This window comes from Brevibacterium sp. UCMA 11752, from assembly GCF_021532235.1.
GTDB classification, from domain to species: domain Bacteria; phylum Actinomycetota; class Actinomycetes; order Actinomycetales; family Brevibacteriaceae; genus Brevibacterium; species Brevibacterium antiquum.
In genome coordinates this window covers 154,307-170,300 of the sequence record NZ_JACBOS010000003.1, presented here as the reverse complement: position 1 = coordinate 170,300, position 15,994 = coordinate 154,307, and the positions used below count along the sequence as shown (strand labels likewise).

Sequence of the window (15,994 nt, the reverse complement as noted above, 5' to 3'; positions counted from 1 at the left end):
TCGCCGTCTTTCACCGGAACAGGCAAAGTCTGTGACATCTCGGCGTTCACATTCTCGGTTCAGCGGTCGCCGCCGAGGCCGATGGCTCATCATGAACGGTCACGGCATACTGCAGCAGGCGCATCTCACGGCGCAGACTGTGTGCCAGTCGGACGAGGTCGTCACGCACTTCATCCTGTGTCGGTTCTGCTTGCGCATGCGCTCTCATCAAAGCGAGATCCGCAGCCATGGTGTCGAGGTGCATTGCCAGGTCTGAGCCGGCATCGGTGTCTCCACCTCGGCGGGCCACGGAATCACGCAGAGCCCGTGCACCCGAATTGAGGACTCGAGTCTGCATATGCATGAGACAGACCGCGGCAATCATCCAGGTGCTGCCGAAGAGTGCGACAAGCAGCCAGATTCCGATCGCAGCGCAGAGGAAGGCCAGCACGGGCAGAACGATCCCCGCGGCGACCAATCCCCGATAGGCCAAACGATCTTTAGAGTTCACCGAACAGCCTCCTGGGCACATATGCCGACGGGATAACTGGTGAGACCACCGGCGGTTGTCGGCGACCCTGTCCTCGGTGATTCATACCCGCCGGGGCGAGGCAGAATGCCCAGCACCCGATGGGAACTCGTTCAGCTTAGGTGCGTCCTCACGCTCATTTCGCCGGATTCGCACCCTGTCGCCGAAGGTTCGATCCGACTTCGCCAGTTGTTCACCTACTTGGATGTGCTGGTGGCGACAGGGTGGGTCGGGACCATCATCAGAAGCAGTAGTGGCCCTTCGCATACCCGAACGAATGGACGTCTCCATTGGCCAGCAACAGGTTGTCCTCAACGCTCCAGGTATGGGCATGTGAGCCTCTGACCTGAACGAAGTTGAACCGATCGGCGGAGTAGATCCGCGCACCGTCTGCAACGAGCCGCTTCTGCAGGTCTGTATCCTCGCCCAGAGTGCGTTCGGCGAAAGGGTGCGCCGTCAGCGTCGATCTCCGCGTCATCAGCGTCGGTCCCATGACGAGGTCTGTGAAGCGATGCTCACGTTCGGGGAACCGGCAGATGACGATGTCGCTGCCGCGGATGTGGAGGTAGTGTGCCTGTTTGCCGACGAGGTCCGCGTTCGAATAGCGCATGGCAGCAAGCTGATCCGACAGATAGTGCGCCCCGTATATGTCGTCGTCATCCATCTTCGCGATGACCTCGCCCGATGCAGCCTCCACCCCACGGTTGAGGCAGACGCCCAACGGCTGTTGGGCGTCGACTTCGACGATCTGCAGATTCTCGATGCCTGCATCCCTCGCTCTGGAACGAAGATCCGTGTTCACTTCGAATCCGTGAGCGACGAGCACCAATTCCTTGTCTCCGTGGATCTGAGAAGCATGTGTGGTCAGCACCTCGGTGAGGTGATTCGGCCTGTTCGTAGAGACGACCGCTGATACCGAACGTGTGAAGGGCGGCTCATAGGGCAGCTCGAGAGCGTTCATGACCGTCATCGCACGGTGAGAGTAGGTGTGCTCAGCCCAAATTCGCCGCTGCGCAAGGTGCACGGTGCGATCCCGAAGTTCGGGGCTGCGGACATAGGCTCGAAGCGTCCATTCCGCTTCTTCTGAGGTCTCCGGCTGGGGCACCTCCTCGGTGGGGAAGAACGCTCTGGTCGCCGCACTTGGCGTGGTCACGACAGGGGTCCCGGCGGCAGAGATCTCGAAGATGCGACGGGCGCACATACTGGGAGAGTCGATGACCGAATTCACATTGAGGAACACTTTGAAATGTTTGTAGGCGGTGAGCAGGTTTCGATAGGGGAGACCGCCCACCACCCGATCGGCCAGAGCTCCCGGGAACTGGTAGCGCTCATCGTCGCCGAGGAATCGGGAGAAGATCTCCAGCCCGTGCTCCATTCGACCCGACACAGCCTCGGCCGCACCCAAGAGCAGATCCATCTGCTCACGACGCTCAGGGTATTTGTGCGCGAAATACATGCCGGCGAAGGCAATGTCGCGGGCCGCGAAGTTTCGGGCAGGTCTGGCCGGGTTGTGGATTGCCGGCTGAGCTGCGAACGGAAGAGCGGCCACCCGGTCATGGCCCAACCGTGCTTGGTAGTCAGGGACGAGTCGGACATCGCTGGTGAACACGACGTCGACAAGCTTTGCTAGCGGAAGGAAATCCTCGAAATGCGGCGGATCCTCCTTGTTCCAGAACACGGTCGGCAGACCTCGGCGTCGGCATTCTGTGAGCAGTTCGACGACGTCGGATCCTGGGCCGGAAGGGCCGTTGAGTTTGAACTTCCAGTCGCCGCCATTGCCGTTCCAGGCCGATTCGACGAAGACGAAGTCGAGGCCATCGAGTTGGTGAGACCAGTCGGTGCGAGTGAGTTCCATGGTCGACCACTCGAAGCCGAAGCTCTGAGCCGAGAACTCGTCGAGGATGACTCCGACGCGAGTGTGCGCGAACACGGGGATGCGATCGGGGACCGGCATGGGGGGAAACAGCTCGGACAGGACCTCCTCGGACAGTGATCCTGTGGCAATCTGCGGTGAGGCCTCTGCCGCCCCCTGAGCGATCGAGCGGCGGCGTCTCCACGCCGTCACCTGGGACAACCCGCCCTTCCGCCAATGCCACAGCGCAGTTCTCAGGGTGTGAATCGGCGTTGTGGCCAAGTTGTGTTCCTCTCGTCGGAGACTCGCGCTCCGTTCAGCCATGCCGGCTAGCAATGGACCAGGATCCGCAACCGAATCTTAATGTTGGCCACACTACCTTTGTGTCAATTCTGTCATATTCAATAGTACAATCGGGGAGTTGGAAAGCGCTGGCTTCGGCCACTGTGGCAAGGTCTGTTTCACAGATTTGCCCACCGGATCAGAGCGCGTGAGTCGAGTGAAATGAGAACTGTGGGAAGCAACTCCGGACCCATACACTCACGCACCCCTTTGGCCAAGGGCCTCTTCGCATTCATCCTCTCCGCCACCGATGGAATTGTGTTCGCCTTCCTTGTCGTCGCGATGACTCTTGTCCGCTACGACTTCTACTTCGACCGCGTGAATTTCCTCGGCATGTTCGTCTGCGCGGCCATCGCCTTGCTCGTCTTCCTCATCTGCGGCCCGCTGGCTGTCTATCGTGGACGCTACCGCCGTGGCTCGACCGACCAGTTCGCGGCGATCGCCGGAACCGTGGCCCTGGGCGTGGGGATTATGTGGGTAGCCGAATTCGTCTTCGCCGATCGGCTGCTGATTCCCACCAGCGTGCCGATCGCGGCCGGAGCCATGATGCTCGTGGTCAAGAGCTTGGAGAACTGGGTTCGCCGCAATCTGCGCCATCGGACCTTGACGTCCTCCGGGTCCTCTCGGTCGGCCCTCGTCGTCGGGGCTGGCAGCCAGGGAACCCTGGCCCTCGACATGATCGCCCAGGACTCCCACGGCGAATACGCGGCTGTCGGGATGCTTGACGATGATCCGAGCAAACGACATCTGCGCTACAACGGCATCCGCGTGCTCGGACCCATCTCAAGCATTGCGGATCAGGTTGACCGAACCGGGGCCAGTGTTGTGCTCATCGCCATCACCGACCTGCCTCCTGAGGAACTCCAAGCCATAGCTTCGAATCTCGAATCCAGGCCAGTCGAGATCAAGATCATGCCGCGATTCGCTGTATCCGATTACAGCCGACCGGAACCGGATTCAACCGATGTGGCCGACCTGCGGCATCGCAATTTCCGTGACGTCAGTCTGGAAGACCTCATCGGTCGCCAGCCGATCACGACAAATGTCGAGGACATCTCGTCTGCGATCACTGACCGCGTCGTCCTTGTCACTGGTGCCGGCGGATCGATCGGCTCCCAGCTGTGCAAACAGGTCGCCCGATTCGACCCGGCACGACTCGTCATGACCGACCGCGACGAGTCCGGTCTGCACGCCACCCAGCTCGGACTCGAAGGCTCGGCCCTGCTGACCAGCGAAGATCTCGTGCTTGGCGACCTTCGGGACCCGGCTTTCATTGATGCTCTCGTCGCCGAGGCGAAACCTGACATCATCTTCCACGCAGCGGCGCTCAAGCACCTGACGTTCCTCGAACGATTCCCTGAACAGGCGGTGCGCACCAACGTCGGAGCCAGCCTCGACCTGCTCGACGCAGCAGTGGCAAACGACGTCGAATCCTTCGTCCACATCTCCACGGACAAGGCAGCGGGAGCAACCTCAGTGCTCGGGCGCACAAAGTTCTCGATCGAACGCGCAGTTGCTTCGGTGGCTGCAGCCTCGGGTCGGAAATACATGTCCGTGCGCTTCGGCAATGTGCTCGGTTCCCGCGGATCGGTGCTTGAGACTTTCGTCGCCCAGGTCGCGGCCGGGGACCCGGTCACGGTCACAGACCCGGAAGTCACCCGCTACTTCATGACGGCCGACGAGGCCTGCGAACTAGTCCTGCAGGCTGCGGCCATAGGCCGCCCCGGTGAGACGCTCGTCCTCGATATGGGTGAACCGATCAAGATCAACGATCTTGCCCATCGTGTCATCGCGCTCAGCGGGCGCTCCGATGCTCGCATCGTCTACACCGGGCTGCGTCCGGGTGAGAAGCTGACCGAGGCACTCCTGTCCCCCGGCGAAGAAGACGTCCGGCCGACTCATCCGCTCATCACCCAGGTGCCGATCACTCCGATCGACCTTGACGCGCTGAGAAGACTCGTCGAAGCCTCTCGAGATGCCGGTGTCTACACCAGGCGAACACAGCTCGAAGAAGACCTCACCCGCGTCCTCGGTCAGTCTCTGGAGCGCAAGAGTCCGGAGATCACTGGCTCAGGTGATATAGCTGAAGATGTCGGGACCACCAGCTGATGGATCTGCAGTCGCTGGTGATCTTCGTCGTTGCCGCGGTCGTCACGACGGTCAGCGCTCTCATCGCCTTTCCGCTGCTGCGACGGGCGGGCGTCGTCGATGTGCCGTCCCACCGCTCGTCCCATACCAAGGCGACCGTGCGCGGCGGGGGAGTCGCCATCGGGTGTGGGATCACGGTGGCGACAGTGATGGCGATGGTCTGGAACGTCACCGAACATGGTGTATTCGGCCTCGGCAGTCTCATGCTGCCCGTCGGATTCCTCGTGCTGACCTGGTGCTATTCCGCCATCGGAATGAGCGACGACCTCGATTCGCTGCAGCCGGTCGGCCGTCTGCTCGGGCAGGTCATCCTCGCTGTAGTCTTCAGCGCCTGCATCGCTCTGTTCTCAACGCAGGGCATCGCTCACGTCCTCGTCTTCGCCGTCATCGGCGTCACGCTGGTCAACGCGGTGAACTTCGTCGACGGACTCAACGGCTACGTCACGACCTGGTCGATCGTCACCGGCGCCTGGTTCGCCTTCGTCGGGTACTACATCGATGAGAATGACCTCGCGCTGCTCTCCCTGGCGCTGGCCGGAGCCGCGGCCGGATTCCTGCCGTTCAACCTCGGTCGCGCAAAGGCCTTTTTGGGTGACACGGGAAGCTACGGCATCGGTGCAGCAGTCTTCGCCATCGCGGTGTGGATGTTCGTGATCGGTGTGCCGATCGTCGTCATCATCGCACCTATAATCTTCATCCTCTTCGACGTCGGACTCACCCTCGTGCTGCGCCTGTTCAAGGGCGAAAACATCCTCCTCCCTCACCGCCAGCACATCTATCAACGGATCCAACAGGCCGGCTGGTCGCACGGAAGTGTCTCGCTCTTCCACGCTTCACTGAGCATCCTCGCCTGTATTCTGGCCGTACCAACACTGATCGCAGGAAACACTGCGGCAACCTATCCGTCTCATGTGTTCTGGGCAGGCCTTTTGGCCCTCTACGCACTATTGCCGATGTGGCTGAATAGACGTGAGACAGCAAAGGCGGTCAATGCATGAAGATTCTGCTTCTCAGTCACTATTACTACCCTGAGGTCGGTGCCCCTCAGCGGCGGTGGCGGATTCTCGTCGACCACCTCCGCGCCGCCGGTCATCAGGTCATCACTGTCGCTCCGCACCCGCACTACCCATATCCTGATCGAGATGGGTTCTTCGGGTCCCGGGTCGGTCTAGGGCGTCGCCGCGTCGACGTGCGGCTCGGTGGCACTTGGGACACTGGGATCAACGGTGAGAGGATCCTACGAGTTCCCTATCTGCACAGCGGTTCCTCCATGGCCCGACAGATGCTCGACCAGACCGTGTCGGCCACCGGTGCCATGTCCGCCGTCATCGACCGGCTGCGCGGCAGGATGAAGCCCGATGTCGTCGTCTCGACGACCCCGGCCCTACCGTTCCTGCTCGCCGGAGACACCCTGTCGCGCCTTCTGCATGTGCCGCACGTCGCCGAGGTTCGCGACGCCTGGCCGGATCTCATCTCTGAGATGAACCTGGTCACCGGTGCCCTCGGGAAGTACCTGCCGGGTGCACTCACCGGCTCTCTCGAGCACCGGCTCCTGCCGGATCTTCTGACCCGCGCCCAACGTCGCGCTGCGGTCGTCGTCGTCACGACAGACGGCTTCAAACACCGCCTGGAGCAGCGGGGCGTGACCGCCGAGGTGGTGCGCAGCGGGGTCTCACCTGCAGAACTCGAAGGTTCCTCCGGGCTGACCGCCACGGGCGCGATTCCCCTGATCCCGCCGGCTGAGGAGACCGTGAACGCAGCCGACTTCGTGAACCGTACCCCTTCTGCCGCACGTACCGGACTTAATCTGCTCTACGTGGGTACCGTCGGCCGCTCCCAAGACCTAGGCACCTCGATCCGTGCTCTGGCCCGCACCGAGGGCGTGCGCCTGCGCATCGTCGGCGACGGTGCTGATACAGCCGAACTCAAGTCCGTGGCAGCTGAATGCCGGGTTCAAGTCGAGTTCCATTCTCAACACGCGGGAGCGGAACTTGCCGCCCACTGGGACTGGGCCGATGCCGGCCTCGTGAGTCTCGGCCCACTCGAGTCCTACGAATGCACGGTGCCCTCGAAACTCTATTCGCTGATGGCTCGAAGGATCCCGATCCTCGGCGTCGTCGCCGGCGAGGCTGCCGATATCATCACCAGCACCGCCGCCGGTGACGTGGCGATTCCCGGGGATGTCACTTCAGTGTCCGCGGCCATGACTCGGATGCGGGAGCGCGTCGAAGCCGGTGCAGAAGTCGGCACCAATCCTCCTGCTGGGCAGGAACCGCGCGAATGGGTGATCCGGCACGCCTCCGCTGCGGCTATGGGCCACAGCTACGAGCGCATCCTCACACAGGCGGTCTCATGAATCTGATCTTCCTTATCCGACAGCTTGCCAATGTGGCTTCGACGACGACGTCCCACATCAACGATGATCGTGTGTTCTTCGGTATGCAGCTGGCCCGGCGACTGCCGGGGCCGGCTTCGCGCCTCATCGGTCGTACCCTCGGCTTCGTACCCGGTGATGCAGGACAAGCTGCCTCGGCCTGGTTGCTTGGGCAGGAGACGAAGGCGAAGCGCCTCGTGTCGAAATCCCTGACGCCGTCCAGGCTGTTGGGAGAGATCGCGCTCAACCTCGGACTCCTTGACGAGGCCGAAGGCATTGCCGATTCGATGTCTGGCGCTGCCGCTCTGAGTTCACGCATCCGCTGGACCAAGGGTCAGCTGGACGAGGCGATCGACGTCCTGCCCGAGGGCGCCCGCCGCACGCGGCTCGTCGATGAGCGTCTCTGCCTGCAGCCGGGCTGGTGGCCCACAGTGACGAACCACATCACGGCCAGACGTGTCCGAGCCGTGAAGCCGGATTCAACGAATTCCACGAAGGGGGAGGCCGACCAGCCCGCGGCCCTGCACGTGCTGACGAATTCTCTGCCCCACACCCGTTCCGGATACGCATATCGTTCGCACGCCATCCTCACCACGCTTCAAGAAGCCGGACACCGGGTGGCCGCAGCGACCCGTCCCTCCTATCCGGTGACGATTGGGCGGGTGGGCTCAGGCCCGGTCGAATCCGTCGACGGTATCGACTACCTGCGGCAGGTGCCGCTGCGTCCGTTGCCCACACCCTCTCTCCGTCTGCGTGATCAGGCTGAGTGGCTTGCCCGCCAGGCACAGGAACGCGGCACCCAGGTTCTCCACACGACCACGCACTATGTCAATGGACTCGCTACGGGTGCGGCGGCTCGAAGCATCGACCTGCCCTGGGTCTATGAAGTCAGGGGTGTCCTCGAAGAGACTTGGGCAGCAGGTGGATCCACCCTCGCAGAGCGAGAGGCTCGTCGTTCCAGCCAGCGCTTCGAACTCATGCGGGCTAAAGAGATCGAGGTTGCTACGGCCGCCAACGCCGTCATCACGCTCGGCGAGACAATGCGTGACCACCTCATTGCGGGCGGAGTTCCGGCAGACAAGATCACACTCATCCCGAACTCGGTCTCCGACGCCGTCGTTAACGCTGATGTCACCCGCACCCCCGCTGAGGTCAGGAGTAGCCTCGGAATGGCTGAAGAGGGAATCTGGGTAGGCACCGCTGCCTCGATCGTCGGCTATGAAGGCCTCGATGTCCTGGTCGACGCTGTCATCATTGCGCGAGCCCAAGGCGTTGATCTGCGGCTCCTCATTGCTGGAGACGGTGTCGCACTGCCGGAGTTGCGAGAACGTGCAAAAGCTCTGGGCGAGCACGCGGTCTTCACCGGACGGGTGTCTCAGACCGAGGCCATCGAGCGTCAGTTGGCGCTCGACGCTATCGTCGTCCCCCGTAAGAACGTGCCGGTGTGCGGGCTCGTGACCCCGATCAAACCGATCGAAGCAATGGGTCTGGCCCGCCCGGTGGTCATCTCCGATCTGCCCGCGCTGAGGGAACTGGTCCCGGGCAATGCAGGCCGTTGTGTCAATCCGGAGAGTCCCCAGGAGCTGGCAGACGTGCTTTCTCAGTTGGCCTGCGATCATAGTGCGAGGAAGAGTTTGGGACAGAATGGACGTGAACATGTTCTTGAGACACGGAGGTGGAAGGACATCGGTCGTCGATATGGACAGGTCTATTCGCAGCTCACAGGGGCTGAAGCGAAGTGAGTGACACGACCAATGCGAGCGACCCCACGAACCCGCTCGGACTGAGCTCAATCCCCTCCATATCCAGCGAGGGCCTCGTCCCAGTCGGCAAGCGGACAAGCCTGCGCAGCTACCTTGCAGCGCTGTGGGACCGCCGGCATTTCATCGTCGCCGAATCTCGCGCGAAGGTGAGTGGCTCCACTCGACAGAACCTGCTGGGCTATGGATGGCTGTTCATCAATCCCCTGCTCTCGGTGTTGGCTTTCTGGTTCATCTTCGGCTTCATCCTGGGGACGCAGAAGAGCGTCGATAACTTCATCGGATACCTAGTCATCGGGGTATTCTTCTTCCAGTACACCAGCAGGTCGGTGACCGGAGGCACCGGCGCGATCCGGTCTGGATCCGCGATGATCAAAGGTTTCCAGTTCCCGCGTGCTGCTCTGCCGATTTCAACCGTGGTGCGGAACTTCTTTGACTTCATCCCGAGCGTTTTCGTCATGATTGTTCTCCTCGTGGTGATTCCTCCAGCTGAGGTCATGACGTGGAGAGTCGTCCTGGTCATACCCGTCATCGCCCTGCAGACGATCTTCAACGTAGGCATTGCCTGTATGCTAGCCCGCATCGGTCACAAGATCCCCGATATCGTCAATCTCATGTCAATTGTCAGTCGATTCTGGCTCTATGGTTCGGGCGTCTTCTTCGTCATCGACGACAAGCTCTCCCACCTCCCCCAGCTGCTGACCGTTATGCGGGTTAATCCGATGTATTCATACCTGGAGCTGACTCGCAATTCTCTCCTCTATGGAGTCGATTCCCCATGGTGGATGTGGACATCGGCAATCGTATGGGCGTTCGGAATAGTCGTTGTCGGATTCTTATACTTCTGGCGAGGGGAGGAGTCCTATGGTCGACTCTGACCTGCAATCGCCCAATATCATTGCGGAGAATATCCAAGTTCGCTATACGGTGAACACCAACGATCCCGGACGGCGTGCAAAAGGCCTGCGACGCCTTGCAGATGCGGCACTGGGGCGGGGTAGCCAGACCACCGTACGCGCACTGAGAGGCGTGAATCTTGTGGCGACCGAGGGCGAAATGATCGGTATCGTCGGCGCGAACGGTTCCGGGAAATCGACGTTCCTGCGCAATATCGCCGGTGTCGAACAGCCCGACCGCGGCCGTATTCTGGTCCGCTATCAACCGCTTCTTCTAGGCGTCAGCGCCGCGTTGCAGCCGTCGTTGTCCGGCAGCGAGAACGTCCGGCTGGGATGTCTGGCCATGGGGCTGTCTCCAGACGAAGCAGAAGAGGCTTTCGGCCGCGTTGTCGAACTCTCCGCACTTGGGTCGGCAATCCACCGTCCGATGGGTACCTACTCTTCGGGGATGGGGTCCCGGCTTCGCTTCGCGATCGCCTTGGCCGCACGACCGAAGATCCTGCTCATCGACGAAGCACTTTCCACCGGTGACGCCACTTTCGCTGAACGCAGCGAACGTGCCATGGACGAACTCCTCGCGGAGGCAGGTACTGTTCTGCTCGTCAATCACGCGGCAAAGGTGATTCAGGAGCTGTGCACGCGTGCCGTCTGGATGCACCGAGGCGAGATCCTCATGAACGGCCCCGCTGAGGCGGTGGCGGAGAAATACCGTTGGTGGGCGTGGAACGTCGCCAAGGGCAAGGAAGACATCGCCGACAAGCTTCTTCACGATGTCGTCAGCAACGCCGTCAAAGAAGAGATCAACATTCTCGAGCCGGAACTCATCCGGGACCCGATTCCACGTCATGCCGCCCGATCTGTGAAGAAGACAGCAGTCTCGTCCCGGCATGTCCAACGCAGAGACGAACGTGACGAGGTCGAGGAGACACCCACGCCTATGCTCGCAGCAGCCGGATCTCAGGTGTGGCCCGAGAACCTCGCGGACGAACCTCCCAAGGCGAAGTTCCCGGCATTGCCGAAGCCAGCTTCGCAGGCTGTCAGTGCACCTCCTATCCACGACGGGCCACCGCCTCTGCGTCTGCGTTCGAGTGAAAAACGGGTGGTCCTGCGCGCAGCGAACCCTGATGATCGGGCCTCTTCAGTTGCCTCCGCCGATGACTTCACCGGTCGTCGGTTGGCTTCCCGGGCTCAAAAGATAGCAGATGAACGATACCAACAGCGCGAGCATGCGCGTCAGACGAAGAACGCTGCCTCTGAACACCGGGATGCTGGGCGATGAGAAAAATTGCGATTTTCGGCTCATGCGTCAGCCGTGACACATCTGAGTTTCTTTCCAATTCTGAGGTCGTGGTGTACGTTGCTAGACACTCAGCGGTGACACTCAAACTTCCCCACGGCCACAACGGAATCAATCTCGATGGCCTGAATTCCGAATTTCAGGCGCGTATGGTCAAGAACGACCTTGACGGTGCCGGCCTACAAAGAATCGTTCAACACTCAACGAACATTGATCTGGTGCTAATTGATCTCGTAGACGAACGACGAGGCTTCTGGCTTTTTCCTGATGGCACTACTATGACCAACTCGATAGAGGCAGAGTCCTGTGGAGCGACGCGCGATGCCCGTCAGAATGGCGCTCGCAAAATCGAATTCGGCACCCAGGAACATTTCGACGCTTGGAAATTGGGCTACAAGACACTCCTCGACGGTCTTGCATTGGTTGGACTCGCCGACAAGACTGTATTGCTTGAAATTGATTGGGCCGCGGCAATCCAAGGTTCTCGCCACCCCAGCAAAAAAGTGCGTCACCTTTCACTGCTATCTCGTAGGCTAAGACGACTACACCGAGGAAAGAGAGACGTTGTCAGAGCAATCACCCAGGGGAGCAGCCCAGGCCAGGTATGGACACGCCTGCGTAACGTGCCGCCAACGGACGCAGAATCGTATGCAGACAGTGCAATTGCAGCTAACAAGGTCTACAGCCGATACTTCGAATACGCACGCAAATTGACTGTCCGCACGGTGCGAAGGGAGTCAAAGCAATTGCGAATAGATCCGCTCCATAAGTGGGGGCCCGAGCCGTACCACTACAGGACCGCCGATTACAGATCTATCGCGGATGAAATAAATAGGATCTACGAATAGATTGACCACGCGAGAGACTCGTCGGGACAACGTAGGCGACTAAGCACGCACCACGCATTCCAGAAGGATAGTACGATCTGGCTTGCAGAAAACGCACCAACGAATTATCCATACCGCACAGAGGGAGGAAGCCTCGAAAAGAGTACTATGAAAAACAATTCTGAAACAAACGAATTAGGCAGACCCTGGACCGACCACTGTAACGACGAATAGAAGCTGATTGAGCAACCACCGAGGAAAAAATCATGCCAAGTAGCAATACCTCCGCAACAGTGGGAGCTGGCGGTGATTCAGGCCAGAGCAATTCAGATGCCACCGACACATCCACGGACCGATATAGCTCCAAACGAGAGAACGAGACTAAGCAACTAAAATGCGAAATCAATGAAGTTCGTTTGATGAAAAACGGGGTGCTGCACTGCAACGGATATGCTGTAGTGCTGGGGCACTCCAGCGATAGGTACGGTTTGACGAAGAATCGCCTCATATTAACGAACGAAGATGCAGAAGGTGACGACTACTGGTACCCACTTGCTACGATCAAGAATCCGAGTCTCACACACGCGCTCGATCCAGCTGGCCGAATTGACTATTCTCACGGTGCGGTCACAACGCTAGGAGAGGCCGGAATCAATCTCTCAAGCCTTCCACCAGGGAAATACACGGTTGGCTTGAGCATCGAACGAGCAGAAGGCGTATACAGCCTGCAGAACCTTCAAGCGCCTGAACACATGAATTGGACTTTAGCAGAAAACGCGGCTCTCGGGTCAGTTTCAGATGGAAAGAAATGGACTCTATACAGGCTGCCGGTTCCGGGCCGATCAATCTCGGATGCCTATTTCGAATCAACGCAGCTAGAAATAGAGAAATCGAAACTCTATTTGCAGGGATATTTCGTTCCGCACGGTAAAGATTTTCCAGCATGGGGATCCATACAATACTACCTTTCGATGGCTTCGGTGGACAAGAGGCAAGGCCAGGTGACTGTAGAGCTGGCGAATGGAAACCGACCGAATGCGCAGGTGCTGACTGGCGATAGTTGGAGGGACCAGTCCAAGGCCTATTATGCGACTCCAAAGTATGAAGGATTGGATTTAACGAACATCCTCCCCGGCAACTACGTACTCTCGATAACCGGACGAGTAGGCGATGATGTATTTACTCGCTATCTTGACGAAAAACTTAATGTAAAAGATCCACAGTATCAAAACGAGGATAAACTGCCCACAGTCAGCATAATTGGTTCGTGTGTCACCCGCGACAATTTCAACGGAGAAATTTCACCATTTTGGAAATCATTGTGGCAAATAGAATCCACATTCTATCAATCCTCTATAATATCTCTAATGTCAGAATCCATCGAGGTCTCCGAACAGTTCTATGACGGTCTGAATGTCCATGACAAAGAGGTGGTCACGAGGGATTTGTCGAAATCATTTCTTGGGGAGCTTGTAACTGACCAACCCGATATCCTCCTTGTAGATCTATTTGCCGACACTCGCTTCGGGGTCTTGGAAATAGAAAACTCATGGATCACGAATAACGAATGGAAGCTTCCAAATGCAAACGGGTATCAGGATCTCAACAGTCACCGACGGGTCAATGGACAGAACGCAGAAGATGAGTTCTTCAGTCTCTTTAAAAACAAGTGTGCCGCTCTAAGGCTCTTTCTAGACGAAAATCTTCCGAACACTGTAGTATGTCTCAATTCTGCGCGTAATGTTTACATGCATAGAGGCATTAACACGAACGGACAAAAATTCTCATATGAGCATATCCTTCAACTCAACCAGTTGTGGTCAAGGCTCGATGAACAGTTCATTCAGACCATGAATCCTCTGACGGTTGACAGCATGGCCCCAGGGCTTCAAGCAGATTCCCACCATCGGTGGGGCCCGGGTCCGGTGCACTATGAAAAGGCATATTATTCGAGCTTCCATTCAAGACTTAGAAAAGGACTTGGTCGTGAGATGATGTTTTCGATAATACGATGATTTAGATGCTCTAGATGAGCGTGAAATGGATAAGAATAGGGTCAACTTATCTATCGGTCGGACGCAGTGTGGGGAGTAATAGTGTATGGAGATAGTGTGTTAGGCGAAGCATTGTCATTGATCGCTGAAGGTCACCGGGCAGATGGGTTGCGCCTGCTCCGCCTTCATTCGCTAAGAGCGGAGGATGCTGCTGAGGTATCTCCAAAGATGCTTTCTCGTGCGTGGTCCACTGCACGAGAATTGGAGCAAAAAGGCTACGATGAAGTTGCCGCAGCACTGTTCTCCTATTGTTTTCCGCACATGTCTACGTTCTCAGTCGACGATCTGAAGGCTCTGTGCTCGGCCGGCCTGGCTCGGGAGGTTTTGATCCTGTGTTCAAAGGAGGTGACTGAATTTGAAACTCGATTTATCGGAACTGCGTATGCTCTGGAGCGCCTCGGCCGATTAGACGATTTTGTTGAGAATAAGTATGTGGAAATCGTCGATGTAATCGAGAGTCGCTGTGGCGCGTCTCGCTTTGAAGCGGACATATGTATTCAACTTTTTCGAATTACGCGGGGGTTAGCTGCTGATACAACTTTCGGTCATGCGAATCCGACGGCACCGGCCCCAATAGAAGCGTGGATTGGATACCTTAGGGGTGAATTGGATAAGAACGATGTCCATGCGGCATTGGTCTGCTCCCGTGACGAGGTGTCGTGGGCCCCAGCGCGAATGGCGGTCGATTCAATGGAGCGTTGGGTAGAAACCATTGACCAGATCATCGAACTCTGTTTTGACTCTGGACAGAGCATTACTGAAAATCCAGCATTTGACCAAGATGCGAATGAATCCGAACAGCCAATGTTGACGTTATTCTATGACCTCATAGGAATATCGGTTCACAATGAAGTGACCCAGTTAGCAAAATCACTGGTGAGTGATCTCCCACCTGATGTTCCAAACCTCGAAGCGACTGGAGGGTCATTTCGAACTCTTCGGCAAATCAGTGAGTTCGCAGTCTCAACCTCAGCGCGTCTATTTCGACCGAAGAACCAGGTTGAGATATCGGATATCGAACAAGGTATTTTCGTTGTATCTAGCTCTTACGGGCCTCACTCACCGATAGTTGTCGGTCTCCGTCAGCTATTGGTTCTGGCGTTGCTCAAGGCAGGGCATACAGCCCGGGCGCTTTCAGAAGCTAGACTTTTGGAAACTGCAAGCGACCAGCCGAGACAGAATCTTCGAACACTGCGGGCACTGGCCGAGGCAGTGCAGTTGATGACTCAAAGGGCAGGATACTGGTTGTCTATCGACCCAGAGGTTTCGCTGGACCAAGGCGATAGTGAGTCCTTGTTAGACTATCTGTTGATAGAAATTTATAATTTGCAACGGTCGTTTCAGGCCGATGAAAGACTGGCACTTGTGTATCGACTGGTGCCAGTAGTCTCAATCTATCGCGATATTGCAATATCTCCACACGTATACAGTATCCCGGAGCTGGTTACTAGAATCGGAAGCGCCTGTGACGACCTGATCCATACTGGTTATCGTGACCATGAAGCGATATTTCGGCTTCGGTTCACACAAGCTTTTCTTCTCGAGTCGTTGGGGCGAATAGAGCACGCCCATCGTGTACTAGTCTATGTGCAGAGTCGTGCAGAAAGCTTAAACCTGAGTTCGGTTCTTAAATCGTGGACCCGCGTCGCGTTAGTGCGGGTGCTGTTATACTTGGGTCAAGCTGAAGAGGCCGAGGCGATCGTTACAAACGTCTCGTTGCAAGAGTCGGAAAGTGTAATAGAGCTATATGCGAAAAGTACTGTGCTGATTGATAAGGGCAACGTGACCGAAGCTCGCATATACCGCAATCATTTCTATGACGCTGCTCCCTCTCCATTGGACCTTCGGATACTGCGTTTGCCCTCTTCCACGGTCGCCGATTCGGCCACTTCTGCAATCTTGTCGTCAACGTTCTCTACCTCGGAATCGATTTAGA

At 57.9% G+C, this 15,994-nt stretch carries 11 protein-coding genes; 9 read left to right on the top strand and 2 right to left on the bottom strand.

Going from position 1 to position 15,994, the window contains the following annotated elements:
• Positions 1-46: 46 nt before the first annotated feature.
• Together HU144_RS00850 and HU144_RS00845 are read right to left on the bottom strand one after the other, a co-directional pair.
• Positions 47-490: a hypothetical protein gene (locus HU144_RS00850; protein WP_235349706.1), complete on the bottom strand. Its 444-nt coding sequence runs from the start codon at positions 488-490 to the stop codon at positions 47-49.
• A gap of 259 nt (positions 491-749) precedes the next feature.
• Positions 750-2,642 (bottom strand): glycosyltransferase family protein, encoded by a 1,893-nt coding sequence (locus HU144_RS00845; protein WP_235349705.1) that lies wholly within the window; start codon positions 2,640-2,642, stop codon positions 750-752.
• Between the two features lie 231 nt (positions 2,643-2,873).
• On the opposite strand from HU144_RS00845, the gene HU144_RS00840 reads away from it, so the two are divergent.
• From HU144_RS00840 to HU144_RS00800, 9 genes are all read left to right on the top strand, one after another.
• The gene (locus HU144_RS00840) at positions 2,874-4,811 is read left to right on the top strand and encodes a polysaccharide biosynthesis protein (protein ID WP_235349704.1); all 1,938 of its coding nucleotides are present in this window, start codon (positions 2,874-2,876) and stop codon (positions 4,809-4,811) included.
• Complete coding sequence (locus HU144_RS00835) at positions 4,811-5,848, top strand: MraY family glycosyltransferase (RefSeq protein WP_235349703.1); 1,038 nt, start codon at positions 4,811-4,813, stop codon at positions 5,846-5,848. Before HU144_RS00840 ends, HU144_RS00835 begins: the two co-directional genes overlap by 1 nt.
• Positions 5,845-7,206, top strand: a complete 1,362-nt coding sequence (locus HU144_RS00830; RefSeq protein WP_235349702.1) for a glycosyltransferase family 4 protein — start codon at positions 5,845-5,847, stop codon at positions 7,204-7,206. The genes HU144_RS00835 and HU144_RS00830 overlap by 4 nt, the downstream gene beginning before the upstream one ends.
• Entirely contained in the window at positions 7,203-8,966 is a 1,764-nt protein-coding gene (locus tag HU144_RS00825) for a glycosyltransferase family 4 protein (RefSeq protein WP_235349701.1), read from the top strand. The genes HU144_RS00830 and HU144_RS00825 overlap by 4 nt, the downstream gene beginning before the upstream one ends.
• Complete coding sequence (locus HU144_RS00820; protein ID WP_235349700.1) at positions 8,963-9,862, top strand: ABC transporter permease; 900 nt, start codon at positions 8,963-8,965, stop codon at positions 9,860-9,862. Before HU144_RS00825 ends, HU144_RS00820 begins: the two co-directional genes overlap by 4 nt.
• Positions 9,849-11,159: an ABC transporter ATP-binding protein gene (locus HU144_RS00815; RefSeq protein ID WP_235349699.1), complete on the top strand. Its 1,311-nt coding sequence runs from the start codon at positions 9,849-9,851 to the stop codon at positions 11,157-11,159. The genes HU144_RS00820 and HU144_RS00815 overlap by 14 nt, the downstream gene beginning before the upstream one ends.
• Positions 11,156-12,025 carry a DUF6270 domain-containing protein gene (locus tag HU144_RS00810; protein ID WP_235349698.1) on the top strand — a complete coding sequence of 290 codons (870 nt, stop codon included), beginning with the start codon at positions 11,156-11,158 and terminating at the stop codon, positions 12,023-12,025. Before HU144_RS00815 ends, HU144_RS00810 begins: the two co-directional genes overlap by 4 nt.
• A 245-nt stretch (positions 12,026-12,270) precedes the next feature.
• Positions 12,271-14,019, top strand: coding sequence for a DUF6270 domain-containing protein (locus tag HU144_RS00805; RefSeq protein WP_235349697.1), 1,749 nt, complete (start codon positions 12,271-12,273; stop codon positions 14,017-14,019).
• Positions 14,020-14,115: 96 nt separating this feature from the next.
• Positions 14,116-15,993, top strand: a complete 1,878-nt coding sequence (locus tag HU144_RS00800) for a hypothetical protein (protein ID WP_235349696.1) — start codon at positions 14,116-14,118, stop codon at positions 15,991-15,993.
• The last annotated feature ends 1 nt before the right edge of the window (position 15,994 follow it).